Source organism: Pseudomonas sp. FR229a (assembly GCF_030209115.1).
GTDB classification, from domain to species: domain Bacteria; phylum Pseudomonadota; class Gammaproteobacteria; order Pseudomonadales; family Pseudomonadaceae; genus Aquipseudomonas; species Aquipseudomonas moraviensis_A.
This window is the reverse complement of the sequence record NZ_JARVSP010000022.1, coordinates 25,329-40,946: the sequence shown is the minus strand read 5'-3', so window position 1 is coordinate 40,946 and position 15,618 is coordinate 25,329. Positions and strand designations below refer to the sequence as shown.

Sequence of the window (15,618 nt, the reverse complement as noted above, 5' to 3'; positions counted from 1 at the left end):
GCAAGAAGGCCTTAACGAAGCGGAACGCGGGGCGTAGCTGATGGGGAATCAGTCTAGGCAAGTATCGGGCAGTAAACCAGAGTGGAGTGCTGCCCGATAGCGTTCATCGCTGGTCAGTCGGCGGCGGGAGCTGCCGGTACCTGTATCGCGAGCTGGTCGGCCAGGCGCACGAATGCGGCCAGATCAAGTTGCTCGGGACGCAGGCTGCCATCGACGCCGGCGGCTTCGATTTCGGCGTTGCTGAGCAATTGCTTGAGGGTATTGCGCAGGGTTTTGCGGCGCTGATTGAACGCTTCGCGCACAACGCGCTCGAGCAACTTGTGATCCTTGGCCGGGTGTGGCAATACCGCGTGGGGCACCAGACGAACGATCGCCGAGTCGACTTTCGGCGGCGGATTGAACGCGCCCGGGCCGACGTTGAACAGATGTTCGACGCGGCAATGGTACTGAACCATGATCGACAGACGACCCCAGTCACCGCCACCCGGGCCTGCGGCCAGGCGCTCGACCACTTCTTTCTGCAACATGAAGTGCATGTCGCGGATGATGCCGGCGTTGTTCAGCAGGTGGAAAATCAGCGGCGTGGAGATGTTGTACGGCAGATTGCCGACCACCCGCAGGCTGTTCGGCGCGGCGTTCAGCGTATTGAAGTCGAATTTCAGCGCATCGCCCTGATGCAGGTTGAAATTGCTCATGCCGGCAAACTGCTGGTTGAGGATCGGGATCAGATCCTTGTCCAGTTCCACCACGTCGAGTTGGGCGCCGGAGCCAAGCAACCCTTGGGTCAGGGCACCCTGGCCCGGGCCGATTTCCAGCAGGCGGTCGTCAGCCTTGGCATGGATCGAGCGCAGGATGCGGTCGATAACGCCAGCATCGTGGAGAAAGTTCTGGCCAAAGCGTTTGCGCGCCTTGTGTTGATATTGCTCGTTCATAAACGGGTCTCTGCCATCTGGTAGGCGGTTTCCAGGGCCACTTGCAGGCTGCCGGTGTCGATCCTGCCGCTGCCGGCCAGATCCAGGGCGGTGCCATGGTCGACCGAGGTGCGGATGATCGGCAGGCCCAGCGTCACGTTGACGGCAGCGCCGAAGCCTTTGTACTTGAGCACGGGCAAGCCCTGGTCGTGGTACATCGCCAGCACTGCATCGCAGTGCTCCAGATATTTGGGGGTAAACAGAGTGTCGGCAGGCAGCGGGCCACGAAGGTCCATGCCCTCGCTGCGCAGGCGCTCCAGGGTCGGTTCGATGATGTCGATTTCTTCATGGCCCAGGTGGCCGCCTTCACCGGCGTGCGGATTGAGTCCGCAGACCAGAATGCGTGGCTGGGCAATGCCGAATTTGTCTCGCAGATCGGCGTGCAGGATTCGCGTGACGCGCTCCAGCCGCTCTGGGGTGATCGCATCGGCAATCTCGCGCAGGGGCAGGTGCGTGGTGACCAGTGCCACGCGCAAACCACGCGTCGCAAGCATCATTACCACTTGCGCGGTGTGCGTCAGGTCGGCAAGAAATTCGGTGTGTCCGGAGAAGGCGATGCCTGACTCGTTGATCACGCCTTTATGCACCGGCGCTGTGATCATCCCGGCGAAGTCGCCGTTCAGGCAGCCGTTGCCGGCGCGGGTCAGGGTTTCGAGGACGAACGCCGCGTTGGACTTGTCCAGTTGCCCGGCAACTACCGGTGCGCTGAGCGGCGTATCCCAGACATACAGGCCACCGGCGGGTGCCGGAACATCAGGCCACTGATCCGGGGTGACATCCAGCAGATTGACGACCAGCCCCAGTTGCGCGGCCCGCTCAAGGAGCAGGTCGCGGCTGGTGATGGCAATCAGGGGATGTGGCTGGGCTTGCGAGGCGAGCAGCAGGCACAGGTCGGGACCGATGCCGGCTGGTTCGCCGGGTGTCAGCGCGAAACGCTTGGGTTTCACTGCGCTGCCTGGTCTGCACCAGGGAGTTTGATCTCTACGTACGCTTCGTCACGGATCTGACGCAGCCAGGTTTGCAGCTCTTCGTCGTATTTGCGGTTACGCAGTACGGTCATGGCTTGCTGCTCACGGGCCTGCTCGGTGCTGTCGGTGGCGCGACGGCCAAGGACTTCCAGCACGTGCCAGCCGTATTGGGTCTGGAATGGCTTGGACAGCTGGCCTTGTGGAGTCGAGGCCATCACTTCGCGGAATTCCGGTACGAGTACGTTCGGGTCGATCCAGTTCAGGTCGCCGCCATTGAGCGCGGAACCCGGATCTTCCGAGTAGTTTTTTGCCAGCTCGGCAAAGTCTTCGCCGGCGCTGATGCGGTCATACAACGATTGCACCAGTGCCTTGGTCTTGGCCTCGTCGCGGATCGGGCTTGGCTTGACCAGGATGTGCCGCACATGCACTTCGTCGCGCATCTGCGCTTCGCCGCCACGCTTGCCCAGCAGCTTCAGAATGATGAAACCGCCCGGGGTGCGTGCAGGTTGGGTGATGTCGCCGACGGCCATGCTGCTCAGTTCACGATCGAACGGCGGTGGCAGTTGCGCGGCTTTACGCCAGCCCATGTCGCCGCCTTCCAGCGCGTTGTCGCTGCCGGACTTGGCCACGGCCATCTGACCGAAGTCAGCGCCTTGCTTGAGCTGCTGGTAAACCTCCATCGCCTGGCGCGCAGCGCTCTGAATGGCATCAGAGTTGGCGCTTTCCGGGGTCGGGATCAGGATGTTGGCCAGGTGCAGTTCTTCGGACAGCTGCATTTTGCCGAGATCGGAGGCGAGGAAGTTCTTCACTTCCTGCTCCGAAACCTGAATGCGTTCTGCCACGCGTCGCTGACGCACACGGCTGATGATCATTTCGCGTTTGATCTGATCACGGGCGTCGTCATAGTTCAGGCCATCACGAGCCAGCGCAGCGCGGAACTGATCAACAGTCATGTTGTTGCGCTGGGCGATCGTGCCGACGGCCTGGTTGAGTTCTTCGTCAGTGATGCGGATGCCGGAACGTTCGCCGATCTGCAGTTGCAGGTTTTCGACGATCAGGCGCTCGAGCACTTGCTGATCGAGCACACCCGGAGGCGGCAGGCCGCCCCCGCGCTTGGCGATGGTCTGCTGAACTTCGTGAACGCGCTGGTCCAGTTGGCTCTGCATGACCACGTCGTTGTCGACGATCGCCACCACTTTATCGATGGACTGCACGGCGGCGTTTGCCGCCGTACCCAAGAACAGCGCGCCCAGCAGCAGCGGGCGCAGACAATCAGAAAGCTTGGTCTTCACGTTCACGATAACCTTGAATGCCTTTGTCGAGGAAGCTCTCTACCTTGGCGCCAGTCAGGCCGCCGAGTCCCTTCAGAACAATTTGGAGGAAAATGCCGTGGTCGCCTTTCTCGTTTTCCGGAGCTTCCTGACTGAACTCGTCATAGGAGACCCAGTAACGGTTGATCAGGCGCAGTTTCCAGCAGCAGTTGTCGTATTCGAAACCACCGAAGGCTTCCAGGGTGCGATTGCGGTTGTAGTCGTACTGCCAGCGGCTGATGGCGTTCCACTGTGGAACGATCGGCCAGATGACCGAGAAGTCATGCTGCTGGATCTTGTAGTAGTCCTTCACGTAGCCAGCTTGGCCCGGGGTACCGTAATCGCCGCCGCCCACTGTCCATTTACCGGTGTTCTGGTCATAACGGACCTGGTCGTTGCGATAGCGATAGCCGGCGTTGATGACCTTGTTCGGGTTGTCGGCTGGCTGGTAGTGGAACATCGCACTGCCGGAGCGCGGGCTGCGGCTGTCCGGGTCCCAGTTGTAGTCGGCCGTGGCGCGCCAGTCGCGGTTCCAACGGTATTCGTATTCCAGCGCGTACGGCGAAACGTCGGATTTGGCATCGTCACGATCGTTGAAAGCGACACCTGGCAGTTGAACCTTGCGATCCTTGAAGTACAGGGCCTGGCCGACGCTGATGCGTTGACGCTCGAAGCCGTTTTCTTCAATCCAGCGACTGGTCACGCCCAGCGACAGCTTGTTCTCGTCGCCGACACGGTCGGAGCCCGTAAAGCGGTTATCACGGAATAGCGACGAGTAGTTGAACGTCGTTTCGCTGGTATCGAACACTGGAATGTCTTCCTGATCTTTCTCCGGTACATAGAGGTAGAAGAGGCGTGGTTCCAGGGTCTGACGGTAGTTCTTGCCGAAGTATGACGTGTTGCGGTCGAAGTACAGACCGCTGTCGACGCTGGCGATAGGAACGCCACGATTCTGGTTGCGGCTGTAGTCTTCACCCGCCAGCAGCGTGCTTTTGCCTTTCTGGTCAAGGTCCAGTTGATACTGGGTGTACTGATATTTCAGCGATGGCTTCAGGAAGCCATACGTCCAGTTCATCGGCAAGCTGATGCCCGGCTTCAGATTCAAGCGATCGCCATTGGCACGCGCCAGACCGGTGATGTTGTTGTCCAGACGCGGAGTACCTACCGTGCCGTCAGCGTTGATCGGACCGCCATCTTTATCAACGTAGTTACCCGTAAGCAGGTCGCGATCAAAGCGGACCAGCTCTGTTTCGTAATCAAAATCCAGACCTTCCGGGTGGTATGGCAGCTGACCATTGAAAGTGAGCTGCGGCAAACGGCCATACGGTGTGATGTTGGAAACAGTCGCCAGTTGGTATTGCTGCGCGTTGAGGCGTGCGGTGTAGCTGTCGCCGCGATAAGTGACCGCACCCTGCTGGTTTACGAAGTCGCTGCTTTTCACACCGATCTGATCGGTTTGCAGATCCTGGAAGTAATAGGGATCGCTGATCTTGGTGTAGTCGACTTCGGTCAGCACACGGGAGTCGAGACCACCCTTGTGTTGCCAGTTATACATGTAGCGGGTTTTATCGTAGTCGGTCTGAGCTTCGCGATCATTGTCCTCGTCGTTGAGGTACGCCGCACCGAACTGACCTTCGCTCGACTTCGTCAGGTAGCGGAATTCGCCTTCCACCAGCATGCCGCGCTTGCTCATGTAGCGCGGGTACAACGTGGCGTCATAGTTCGGCGCCAGGTTGAAGTAATAAGGCGTGACCAGCATGAAGCCGGTGTCGCTGCCCGAACCGATGGTCGGCGGCAGGAAGCCTGACTGGCGGCGGTCATCGATCGGGAAGTAGATGTACGGCGTGTACAGAATCGGAATGTCTTTGACGCGCAAGGTCACGTTGGTCGCGGTACCGAAACCGGTGGCCGGGTTCAGGGTGATGTTGTTGCCCTTGAGCTGCCACGCGTTGCTGTTCGGTTCGCACGTGGTGTACGTGCCGTCCTTCAAGCGGATGATCGCGTTCTCGGCACGCTTGGCGTACAGCGCGTTACCGCGGATGCGCGATTTGTGCATCACGTACTCGGCGTTGTCGACCTTGGCTTCACCGGTGTCGAGCTGCACATCGGCGTGGTCGCCGACGATCAGCGCACCGTTGTCGCGGATGCGTACGTTGCCGGCCAGTTCGCCACGGCTCTCGGCCTGATACAGGTTGGCCTCGTCGGCTTCGACCTGCATGCTGCCCTGACGCATGATCACGTCACCGGCGAGGCTGGCGACCTGGGTGTCCTGCTCGTAACGCGATGCTTTGGCACCGATGAAGGTCGGCGCATCACTTTTATTCGTCTTGTCATTCATGCCAGGACGAATCGGTTCGATATAGGAACCAGAGCAGTAAGGACCGGTCTCGGCCAATTGGGCGGCGGTGAGCTTCTCGCGCGGAACCCAGTCGAGGTGACTGTAGTCTTCGCTACGGGATTTCAGGCCGCGGCCCTTGGCTTCGGTGACCAGTGCGGTTTTCGCGCCAGTGTCGGCGTCGGAACCCTTGTCGGCCACAGGCTCGCCGGCGGCGCTGACGGCACTGCCGTCATGCACCGGACGCGGCGGCAATGCCGCGGCGGGCGACTTGGGCGCACAGTCCCAGCCACCCGTAGCCGAGACGGAGCAGTCATACTGCTCGGCGGCAACAACGAATTGACTGGCCAGAGGTTGCATAGCCAGCAGACTGCCGGTTACCAACAACGGAAATTTTTTACGAAACGCGGGGGATTTCAATGCCATCTTATTAGTCCGGGCTTCCTGCGTGCCATCTGCCCGCGGTGTGGGCCGCACGCCTCTCGATGGTCTGAAAAAGATGCTGGATAATAAAGCATGACCCGCTTGACGGCTAGCGCCGTCGGAGACCCTTGCAATGCCTGACCAAGATGTACGCTTGCAACACCTGAAAGTTTGGCTCGATGAGCAGTTGGCGAAGCTGTTTGCCGAGCAGGGCTGGGGCACCGTGCCCCCGGCCACGTTGACCGCGGCCAGCAGCGACGCGAGTTTCCGTCGTTACTTCCGTTGGGAGGGCGACGGTCGCAGCTTCGTCGTGATGGACGCGCCGCCACCGCAGGAAAACTGCAAACCGTTCGTGGATATCGCCTTTTTGCTGGCGAAATCCGGAATAAATGTGCCGAAAATTTATGCCGAAGACCTCGAGCGCGGTTTTCTTTTGCTCAATGACCTGGGCAACAAGACCTATCTTGACGTGATCGATGGCGAAAATGCCGACGCGTTATTCCACGATGCCCTGCAAGCGCTGTTGGCTTTTCAACAGTTGCCGATGGTCGCACCGTTGCCCGGTTACGACGTCGCCCTGTTGCGGCGTGAACTGGAGTTGTTCCCCGAGTGGTACGTCAAGCATGAGCTGGGCATCGAGTTCGATGCGGCGCAGCAGCAACAGTGGCAGCACATCAGCGAGCTGCTGATCGACAGCGCGCTGGCGCAGCCGAAAGTGCTGGTGCACCGCGACTACATGCCACGCAACCTGATGCTCAGCGAGCCCAACCCCGGCGTGCTGGATTTTCAGGATGCGGTATACGGCCCGGTGACTTACGACGTTACTTGCCTGTTCAAGGACGCGTTCCTCAGCTGGCCTGAAGAACGTGTACGCGGCTGGCTGGAGAGTTATTGGCAGCAGGCCTCGGCGCTGGATATTCCGGTGCAGACGGATTTCGAAGATTTCCTGCGCGCCAGCGACCTGATGGGCGTGCAGCGTCACCTGAAAGTCATCGGCATCTTCGCGCGGATCTGCCATCGCGACGGCAAGCCGCGTTATCTGGCCGACGTGCCGCGCTTCTTCTCTTATATAGAAGCTGTGATCGCCCGCCGTCCCGAACTGGCGGAGCTGCAAGCGCTGTTCAGCAGCTTGCATGCTGGAGCGACGGCATGAAGGCAATGATTCTGGCGGCGGGCAAAGGCGAACGCATGCGCCCCCTGACCCTGACCACGCCTAAACCGCTGGTGCGTGCCGGCGGTGTGCCGCTGATCGAGTATCACCTGCGCGCCCTCGCGGCCGCAGGCTTCAACGACATCGTCATCAACCACGCCTGGCTCGGTCAGCAGATCGAAGATCATCTGGGCGACGGTTCGCGTTTCGGTCTGAGCATTCAGTATTCGCCGGAGGGCGAGCCGCTCGAAACCGGCGGCGGGATTTTCCGTGCACTGCCGTTGCTCGGTGACGATGCGTTTCTGGTGGTCAACGGCGACATCTGGACCGATTACGACTTCAGCGTTTTGCACCAGCCGATCAATGGTTTGGCGCATCTGGTGCTGGCGGACAATCCGGCGCATCACCCGAAGGGCGATTTCACCCTGATCGACGGCAAAGTGCAGGACGGCAAGCCTGATGCACCTACTCTGACTTACAGCGGTATCGCCGTGCTTCATCCGCAGCTGTTCGACGGTTGCAGCGACGGTGCTTTCAAACTCGCGCCTTTGTTGCGCAAAGCCATGGCCGACGGCGAAGTCACGGGCGAGCGCCTGAAGGGCCATTGGGTGGATGTCGGTACCCATGAACGCTTGGCCGAAGCCGAAGCCCTGATAGAAGCGAGTCGCTGAGATGTTGTGGCCAGGGACTCTGATTGGAGCCGGAGTGGGGTACGCGATTGCCAGCATACCGGGGGCCATGCTTGGAGCGTTGCTGGGGCAGGCGCTGGATCGGCGCCTGCAGCTGCAGAGCTGGGGACACTTGCGGGAAAAGCTCGGCGGTCGGCCGATGCTGCGCAACGATGAGCTGCTGTTCGTCTTGCTCGGGCGTCTGGCCAAGAGCGACGGGCGCGTCACGGACGGGCATATCCAGCAGGCGCGCAATGAAATGCGCGCATTGGAGATGAGCGAGCCGGCGACACGGCGGGCCATTGCTGCGTTCAATCGTGGCAAGTCCGGCAGCGACAATCTGCGCGGTTATCTGCGCCGCCTGCGTTCGCAACCGCATGCGACCGAAGGTGTGTTGCGCGCCTGTTGGCGAATGGTCTGGGCCGATGGTCGCGCCGGTGTCAGCGAACGCGAGTTGCTGGCGCAGTGGGGCAAGTGGCTGGGCTGGACGTCGCAGCAGGTGCAAGCGCTGGCCAGCGATTACGAGCCGGGCAAGCGGCCGATTGTCAGTGCTGCGGTGAGTTATCAGGAGGCGATGAAGTTGCTTGGGGTGTCGGCGAGCAGCGAGCCGGCGCAGATCAAGCGCGCTTACCGGCGATTGCTCAGTCGCCATCACCCGGACAAGATTGCCGGCAGCGGCGCGACGCCGGCCCAGGTGCGTGAGGCGACCGAGCGGACGCGGGAATTGCACAATGCCTATACGTTGATTCGGGAGCGGCGGGATTTTCGCTGACCCTTGAAGATCAGAAGATCGCAGCCTTCGGCAGCTCCTACCTTTGGAATGCATATTCCTCTAGGCGCTGCCGAAGGCTGCGATCTTTTGCTTTTATCAGTCCGTATTTTGTGGATTCAACCAGCCCCGCACCCGTCGAACCAGCTGTTCCTGCTCAGCCTTTTTGTCCGGCAACACCTTCAACGCGACCTGGCTGAACGCCGAGGTCTTCAGGCGCTTGCTCGCCTGCATGCGCTCCAGCGCCGCGTTGCGATCGAGGGCTTTGTCCATATAGAAAATATCCGCCGTCGGCAGCTTCAGCGTCGGCGTCAGTTCGGCGAGTGGCGGCAGGGCTTTGGCCGGTGCTTGCGCGTCAACCATGACCAGTTTCTCCACCTGAGGCGTTTGTCGCTCGCTGAGAAAACGCGCCGCCCAGTAGGCACCGGTGCCGTGACCGAGCACGACAATGCTGCGCGCGCTCTGCTGCTCGGCGTAGGCGATCGCTGCGTCGATCCGTCCGAAGACGCGTTCGGCATCGGCCTTGGCTTGTTCTTCGCTGGTTTGCGCCACGACCTGTTCAGCAACTTCCGCTTCACCGCCAGCGGCTTGTTCGATCGGTTGCGCAGTGGTCGCGTCTTTGCTCGTGGTTTCCGGGGCTTTCGGCGCCGCGGCCGGTTCGATCACGCGTGGGGCGATGGCGTCGCCTTGCAGATCGGGCAGGGTGATGCTCAGGCTGCTCCAACCGGCGTCCGGCAATTGGCGCCGCAACGGGCCGACGGCCTGCGGCCAGTCAGCGGTTTCGCCAACACCGGGAACGATGATCACCGCACCTTTGGGCTCGGCGCTGTTGGCCGGTTTCCACAGGGCGAGGAAGGTCTCGCTGCCAGCCTGTAACTGTTGCTGCTCTTGCGCCGGCAGTTTACGTTGCAGTGCGGCCGCCTCTTCCTGACTACGCTCAAGCAGTGGCTGGCGCTCGGCCGGTTTTTCTTCGGCGGGCTTGTCCGTGGCGGCGGGCGCCGGGTCGGCGGCTTCGACGGAAAACGCACAGGGCAGGATCAGCGACAGGCACAATGCTGGCAGTGCCAGGCGGTAGACAGAGGGCATCGGTTATTCCAGGCCAGAAAGTATCCCGGCAGCCTAATGGGTTGGTCAGAATTTGTCAGTGTATGAGACTTCAATGAAGCGATTTTGCTGCCTGTGGGTTATCGGCTGTTTGTGGTTTCCCTTGATGGGCTGGGCGGCGCCTGCGCCACCGGCCCATGCCGCGCAACTGACGCCAGAGCAGCAGCAATGGCTGGCGCAGCACAATGAGTTGCGCGTCGGCCTGGTCCTGCAGGCGCCCTACGCGACTTATGATCGGCGCCTGCAGCGCCTGTCCGGGGCCAATGTCGAGTTGATGAAACTGCTCGCCAGAACCCTGGGCGTGGAACTGAGCTGGCGCAATTTCCAGGACCTCGGGCAGTTGGAAAGCGCGTTGCGCGAGGGTGAGATCGATATCGCCCCGGGTCTGAGTCAAACGCCGGGCGCGCTGCGCCTCTGGCAATTTTCCGACCCGTACATGCGCGTGCCGCAACTGGTGGTCAGCGACCAGAAAAGCAGCGGTGCAGTCGATCTGGAAAAACTCGACAGCCAGACTCGCGTCGCCGTGCGCATGCCGAGCAGCACCGCCGATTATCTGCGCAGCAACTATCCGCACCTGAATCTGCAAGGCGTGCCGCTGGAGCGTCAGGCGTTGCAGTTGCTGTTGAGTCAGCAGGCCTCCTACGCGGTGGTTGATGAGGCACAGTTGGGACGCCTGTCGGTGGAGCCGGAGTTCGCCGAACTGGTGGTGGTCGGTGATATCGGCCTGCCGCAATTGCTGCGTGTGGCGTCACGGCGGGATTGGCCGGAACTGGCCGGCATCGTCCAGAGCGCCTTGCGTGCGATTCCGGCCAAGGATCTGGAACAACTGCACAATCAGTGGCTGCAACCGAAATACCCACGGCTGGCCGAATCGCCGGGGTTCTGGCAGAACCTCAGCCTGTTGTTTGCCGTGATGCTGTTCAGTTGCGTGGCGATCGTGGTCTGGCAGCGACGCCAACAGCACAGCCTCGAACAGCGCCTGCTCAGCGCCCGCGAGGACATCGCGTTGCGCGCAGCCAGTGAAGAAGCGCTGCGACTGACGCAGTTTTCCATCGACCAAAGCACCGTTGGCATTCTGTGGGTCAATTGGGACAGCCATGTGCGCTACGCCAACCGCGCAGCGGAAAACATGCTCGGCTATCCCTCGGGCGGGCTGATCGAGCGGCCGCTGATCGACTTCGAACCCGGCCTGCACATGGACCGCTGGCTCAATCTGTGGAAGCGTGCGCGGGCCAGTGAAGAAGGGCCGCTGAGCTTCGAAACCAGTTGCCTGCGTGCCGACGGCAGCGTGTTGCCGGCGGATGTGTCCCTGAGTTTTCTGCGCTTTCGTGACAGTGAATATCTGGTGGTCTACCTCACCGACGTCACCGATCGACGCCGCGCACTGGCCGCTTTGCAGGAAAGTGAAGCGCGCCTGCAAGGCATCGCCGCCAACGTCCCGGGCCTGGTGTTTCGGCTGGAGCGGGCGCCGGTCACCGGGCAGATCGACTTTGCCTACATCAGCGAGGGCAGCGAAACGCTGGTCGGTTATGCGCCGGCGGCCATCGCTCATCGCGACATGGGCCTGCGCAGTCTGGTGCATCCCGACGACAAGGCCAGTTATCACCGCACCCAGGATCAGGCGCTGGACACCGACAGCGACTGGTCGTGGCAGGGCCGCATCGTCACGCGTCAGGGCGAGCAGCGCTGGGCCGAGATCAAGGCGATCACCCGGCAACTGGAGGACGGCGCCTACGTGTGGGACGGCATCGTCTGGGACATCAGCGAAAGCAAACGCATCGAGCTGGAACTGGCGGCTTCGCGCGAGCAGTTGCGTGAATTGTCGGCGCACCTGGAGAGCGTGCGCGAAGAAGAGAAGGCGCGCATCGCCCGCGAAGTTCATGATGAGCTGGGGCAGATGCTCACCGTGCTGAAACTGGAGACATCGATGTGCGAACTGGCCTACTCGCAACTCGATCCGGGTCTGAACGAACGGCTCAACAGCATGAAGCGCCTGATCGCACAACTATTTCAGCTGGTGCGCGATGTGGCGACGGCGTTGCGCCCGCCGATCCTCGATGCCGGGATTGCCTCGGCGATCGAGTGGCAGGCGCGACGCTTCGAGGCGCGCACGCAGATTCCGTGTCTGGTGCAGGTGCCGGACAACCTGCCGGCGCTCAGCGATGCCAAGGCGGTGGGGCTGTTCCGGATTTTGCAGGAGGCGCTGACCAACGTGATGCGTCATGCTCAGGCGCACACGGTGGAATTGACGCTGGCGCTTGCGGTCGATGAATTGTGTTTGACCGTCAGCGATGATGGCGTGGGATTTGTCACCGCTGAAGATCGGCCGACGTCGTTTGGCCTGGTCGGCATGCGTGAGCGGGTGCTGATCATGGGCGGGCGGCTGGAGCTGGAGAGCGAGCCGGGGGAGGGCACCAGTCTTAAGGTGTGGGTGCCGGTGAGTGAGGTCTGAAGGTTTGTGTTGTGAGTGCTGACGCCTTCGCGAGCAGGCTCGCTCCCACCGGGGAGAATGCATTCCAAGGTGGGAGCGAGCCTGCTCGCGAAATATTTTGGCTGAGGAGAAGAACGTGATCCGTGTACTGGTAGCCGAAGACCACACCATCGTCCGCGAGGGCATCAAGCAATTGATCGGCCTGGCCAAGGATCTGCAAGTGGTGGGGGAGGCGAGCAATGGCGAGCAACTGCTGGAAACCCTGCGCAGCGTGCCGTGCGAAGTGGTGCTGCTGGACATCTCCATGCCCGGGGTCAATGGCCTGGAAGCGATCCCGCGCATCCGTGCGCTGAACAATCCGCCGGCGATTCTGGTGCTGTCGATGCACGACGAAGCGCAAATGGCTGCGCGCGCATTGAAGGTCGGCGCGGCCGGGTATGCGACCAAGGACAGCGATCCGGCGCTGCTGCTTACGGCGATCCGCAAGGTCGCGGCGGGTGGGCGCTACATTGACCCGGAACTGGCCGACCGCATGGTCTTCGAAGTCGGCCTGACCGACACGCGGCCGCTGCATTCGCTGTTGTCCGAACGCGAATTCTCGGTGTTCGAACGCCTGGCCCAGGGCGCCAACGTCAACGATATCGCCCAGCAACTGGCCCTGAGCAGCAAGACCATCAGCACCCACAAGGCGCGGCTGATGCAAAAGCTCAACATCACCTCGCTGGCTGAACTGGTCAAATACGCGATGGAGCATAAACTTCTCTGACCCACCGCTATCAACTGTAGGAGTGAGCCTGCTCGCGATAGCGTGCTTCCTGAAAACAATTCAGTGACTGATGCACCGCTATCGCGAGCAGGCTCACTCCTACAATGGATCTGCGTGCAGGCATATCCATTAGCGACAGCCGCTTTTGCCCTTGCTTGCGGCTTGCAGCTCACCGCTCGCCACTGCTTTATCCATTAGCGCCATCCTTGTAGGGCAATCCCTACCCTCAACCTTCCATTGTGCTTAAGCGATTCTCTCCTGCGCCCCGATTTGCGTGGCTGGCGCCAGCCACTAGGCTTGATGAACAAGCAGTCATCAACAGCAAGGGTGTGGGTATGAGCCAGGTCGATACAAGCGCAGGGACCAGTGATGTGCTGGTCAGCTTTCGTGGTGTGCAGAAGAGCTACGACGGCGAGAACCTGATCGTCAAAGACCTCAACCTGGACATTCGCAAAGGCGAATTCCTCACCCTGCTCGGGCCGTCCGGTTCCGGCAAGACCACCAGCCTGATGATGCTCGCCGGTTTCGAAACACCGACCGCCGGGGAAATCCTCCTCGCCGGGCGTTCGATCAACAACGTACCGCCGCACAAGCGTGACATCGGCATGGTATTCCAGAACTACGCGCTGTTCCCGCACATGACCGTCGCAGAGAACCTTGCGTTTCCGCTGACCGTGCGTGGCCTGAACAAAAGCGATGTCAGCGAGCGGGTGAAGAAAGTCCTCAGCATGGTTCAGCTCGATGCCTTCGCTTCGCGCTATCCGGCGCAGTTGTCTGGTGGTCAGCAGCAGCGCGTGGCGTTGGCCCGTGCGCTGGTGTTCGAACCGCAACTGGTTCTGATGGATGAACCCCTCGGCGCCCTCGACAAGCAATTGCGTGAACACATGCAGATGGAGATCAAACACCTGCACCAGCGCCTCGGCGTGACCGTGGTCTACGTGACCCACGATCAGGGCGAAGCGCTGACCATGTCCGACCGCGTTGCCGTGTTCCATCAAGGCGAGATCCAGCAGATCGCGCCGCCACGCACGCTGTATGAAGAGCCGAAGAACACTTTCGTCGCCAACTTCATCGGCGAGAACAACCGCCTCAACGGACGCCTGCTCAGCCAGAGCGGCGAGCGTTGTGTGGTCGAGTTGGGCCGTGGCGAAAAGGTCGAGGCGCTGGCAGTCAACGTCGGCCAGACCGGCGAGCCGGTGACCCTGTCGATCCGTCCGGAGCGCGTCAGCCTCAATGGTTCGAGCGATCAATGTGTCAACCGCTTCTCAGGGAGGGTGGCGGAATTCATCTATCTGGGCGACCACGTCCGGGTGCGCCTGGAAGTCTGCGGCAAGAGCGACTTCTTCGTGAAACAGCCGATTGCCGAGCTCGATCCTGCACTCAGCGTCGGTGACGTGGTACCGCTTGGCTGGCAGGTCGAGCACGTACGCGCGCTCGATCCGCTTTCAGAAGCGCATTAAGAGGCGCACCAAGCGCCCCGGCAATACCAACACCAACCCTGCACGTGGAGAGAACAATAAATGTTGAGATCCCTGAAGTTCACCGCCCTGACTCTGGGCCTGATGGGTGCGACCGGCGCGATGGCTGCCGGCCCGGACTTGACCGTGGTGTCGTTTGGCGGGGTGAACAAGGCGGCGCAAGTCAAAGCCTTCTATGCACCGTGGGAAGCGGCGGGCAACGGCAAGATCGTTGCCGGCGAATACAACGGCGAAATGGCCAAGGTCAAAGCCATGGTCGACACCAAGAGCGTGTCTTGGGACCTGGTCGAAGTTGAATCGCCAGAGCTGTCCCGTGGTTGCGACGAAGACATGTTCGAGCAACTCGACCCGGCGCTGTTCGGCAAGAGCGAAGACTACGTCAAAGGCGCGATTCAGCCTTGCGGCGTGGGCTTCTTCGTTTGGTCGACGGTATTGGCTTACAACGCTGACAAGCTGAAAACTGCACCGACCAGTTGGGCGGATTTCTGGGACACCAAGAAATTCCCCGGCAAGCGTGGCCTGCGCAAAGGCGCCAAGTACACCCTCGAATTTGCGCTGATGGCCGATGGTGTGGCGCCGAAAGACGTCTACAAAGAGCTGGCGAGCAAGGGCGGACAGGATCGCGCCTTCAAGAAACTCGATGAGCTCAAGCCAAGCATTCAGTGGTGGGAAGCCGGCGCACAGCCGCCGCAGTACCTCGCTTCCGGTGACGTGGTGATGAGCTCGGCCTACAACGGTCGCATCGCGGCGGTGCAGAAAGAATCCAATCTGAAAGTGGTATGGAACGGCGGCATCTACGACTTCGATGCCTGGGCCATTCCGAAAGGTCTGGACGCCAAGCGCGCGGAAGCGGCGAAGAAATTCATCGCTTTCTCGGTACAGCCGCAGCAGCAGAAGACCTACTCGGAAAACATCGCCTACGGCCCGGCCAACACCCAGGCCGTGCCGCTGCTGGCCAAGGATGTCCTGAAAGACATGCCGACCACCCCGGAAAACATCGCCAACCAGGTGCAGATCGACGTCAGCTTCTGGGCTGACAACGGCGAACAACTGGAACAGCGCTTCAATTCCTGGGCGGCGAAATAACCCAGCTCAAAACTGGATGAGAACTCCTGTGGCGAGGGAGCTTGCTCCCGCTTGAGTGCCCAGCACTCACAAAATTGGCAGTGCCAACCCGATTTTGGGGCCGCTACGCAGCCCAGCGCGAGCAAGCTCGCTCGCCACAGGGGCCGCCATCCTCAGCGT

At 61.1% G+C, this 15,618-nt stretch carries 12 protein-coding genes; 7 read left to right on the top strand and 5 right to left on the bottom strand.

Features of this window, described 5'->3' with window-relative positions:
• Positions 1 to 113: 113 nt before the first annotated feature.
• Genes rsmA through QRN33_RS18110 form a run of 4 tightly spaced genes read right to left on the bottom strand, consistent with a single transcriptional unit; the run spans position 114 to position 6,010 of the window.
• On the bottom strand, positions 114 to 932 hold the full coding sequence (gene rsmA / locus QRN33_RS18125) for a 16S rRNA (adenine(1518)-N(6)/adenine(1519)-N(6))-dimethyltransferase RsmA (protein WP_039757718.1): 819 nt from the start codon (positions 930 to 932) through the stop codon (positions 114 to 116).
• Positions 929 to 1,918, bottom strand: a complete 990-nt coding sequence (pdxA, locus tag QRN33_RS18120; RefSeq protein WP_083353693.1) for a 4-hydroxythreonine-4-phosphate dehydrogenase PdxA — start codon at positions 1,916 to 1,918, stop codon at positions 929 to 931. Before pdxA ends, rsmA begins: the two co-directional genes overlap by 4 nt.
• A complete protein-coding gene (gene surA / locus QRN33_RS18115; RefSeq protein WP_185053921.1) occupies positions 1,915 to 3,237 on the bottom strand; it encodes a peptidylprolyl isomerase SurA in 1,323 nt (440 codons plus the stop codon). Before surA ends, pdxA begins: the two co-directional genes overlap by 4 nt.
• Positions 3,212 to 6,010: an LPS-assembly protein LptD gene (locus QRN33_RS18110; protein WP_285409471.1), complete on the bottom strand. Its 2,799-nt coding sequence runs from the start codon at positions 6,008 to 6,010 to the stop codon at positions 3,212 to 3,214. Before QRN33_RS18110 ends, surA begins: the two co-directional genes overlap by 26 nt.
• A 130-nt stretch (positions 6,011 to 6,140) precedes the next feature.
• Between QRN33_RS18110 and QRN33_RS18105 the strand changes: the two genes are divergently transcribed.
• From QRN33_RS18105 to QRN33_RS18095, 3 genes are read left to right on the top strand one after another with little or no spacing between them, the layout of a single operon-like run.
• Entirely contained in the window at positions 6,141 to 7,160 is a 1,020-nt protein-coding gene (locus tag QRN33_RS18105) for an aminoglycoside phosphotransferase family protein (RefSeq protein ID WP_285409470.1), read from the top strand.
• A complete protein-coding gene (gene murU / locus QRN33_RS18100) occupies positions 7,157 to 7,828 on the top strand; it encodes an N-acetylmuramate alpha-1-phosphate uridylyltransferase MurU (protein WP_285409469.1) in 672 nt (223 codons plus the stop codon). The genes QRN33_RS18105 and murU overlap by 4 nt, the downstream gene beginning before the upstream one ends.
• Before the next feature lies 1 nt (position 7,829).
• Positions 7,830 to 8,597 (top strand): TerB family tellurite resistance protein, encoded by a 768-nt coding sequence (locus tag QRN33_RS18095; RefSeq protein WP_285409468.1) that lies wholly within the window; start codon positions 7,830 to 7,832, stop codon positions 8,595 to 8,597.
• A gap of 96 nt (positions 8,598 to 8,693) precedes the next feature.
• Here the strand turns inward: QRN33_RS18095 and QRN33_RS18090 are convergent, their stop codons facing one another.
• Positions 8,694 to 9,680, bottom strand: coding sequence for an alpha/beta hydrolase family protein (locus QRN33_RS18090; protein ID WP_227973185.1), 987 nt, complete (start codon positions 9,678 to 9,680; stop codon positions 8,694 to 8,696).
• Positions 9,681 to 9,753: 73 nt separating this feature from the next.
• Between QRN33_RS18090 and QRN33_RS18085 the strand changes: the two genes are divergently transcribed.
• From QRN33_RS18085 to QRN33_RS18070, 4 genes are all read left to right on the top strand, one after another.
• Positions 9,754 to 12,150, top strand: a complete 2,397-nt coding sequence (locus tag QRN33_RS18085) for a PAS domain-containing sensor histidine kinase (RefSeq protein WP_285409467.1) — start codon at positions 9,754 to 9,756, stop codon at positions 12,148 to 12,150.
• A 115-nt stretch (positions 12,151 to 12,265) separates the two neighbouring features.
• Complete coding sequence (locus QRN33_RS18080) at positions 12,266 to 12,895, top strand: response regulator (RefSeq protein ID WP_003228820.1); 630 nt, start codon at positions 12,266 to 12,268, stop codon at positions 12,893 to 12,895.
• 335 nt (positions 12,896 to 13,230) lie between these two features.
• A complete protein-coding gene (locus QRN33_RS18075; protein WP_042610424.1) occupies positions 13,231 to 14,355 on the top strand; it encodes an ABC transporter ATP-binding protein in 1,125 nt (374 codons plus the stop codon).
• Between the two features lie 60 nt (positions 14,356 to 14,415).
• Positions 14,416 to 15,459: an ABC transporter substrate-binding protein gene (locus QRN33_RS18070; RefSeq protein WP_285409466.1), complete on the top strand. Its 1,044-nt coding sequence runs from the start codon at positions 14,416 to 14,418 to the stop codon at positions 15,457 to 15,459.
• Positions 15,460 to 15,618: the final 159 nt, after the last annotated feature.

Coding starts and splice junctions, on each gene's coding strand:
- QRN33_RS18075 (WP_042610424.1), top strand. CDS start 13,231: ATGAGCCAGGTCGATACAAGCGCAGGGACCAGTGATGTGCTGGTCAGC.
- QRN33_RS18090 (WP_227973185.1), bottom strand. CDS start 9,680: ATGCCCTCTGTCTACCGCCTGGCACTGCCAGCATTGTGCCTGTCGCTG.
- rsmA (WP_039757718.1), bottom strand. CDS start 932: ATGAACGAGCAATATCAACACAAGGCGCGCAAACGCTTTGGCCAGAAC.
- QRN33_RS18085 (WP_285409467.1), top strand. CDS start 9,754: ATGAAGCGATTTTGCTGCCTGTGGGTTATCGGCTGTTTGTGGTTTCCC.
- QRN33_RS18110 (WP_285409471.1), bottom strand. CDS start 6,010: ATGGCATTGAAATCCCCCGCGTTTCGTAAAAAATTTCCGTTGTTGGTA.
- QRN33_RS18095 (WP_285409468.1), top strand. CDS start 7,830: ATGTTGTGGCCAGGGACTCTGATTGGAGCCGGAGTGGGGTACGCGATT.
- QRN33_RS18105 (WP_285409470.1), top strand. CDS start 6,141: ATGCCTGACCAAGATGTACGCTTGCAACACCTGAAAGTTTGGCTCGAT.
- QRN33_RS18070 (WP_285409466.1), top strand. CDS start 14,416: ATGTTGAGATCCCTGAAGTTCACCGCCCTGACTCTGGGCCTGATGGGT.
- murU (WP_285409469.1), top strand. CDS start 7,157: ATGAAGGCAATGATTCTGGCGGCGGGCAAAGGCGAACGCATGCGCCCC.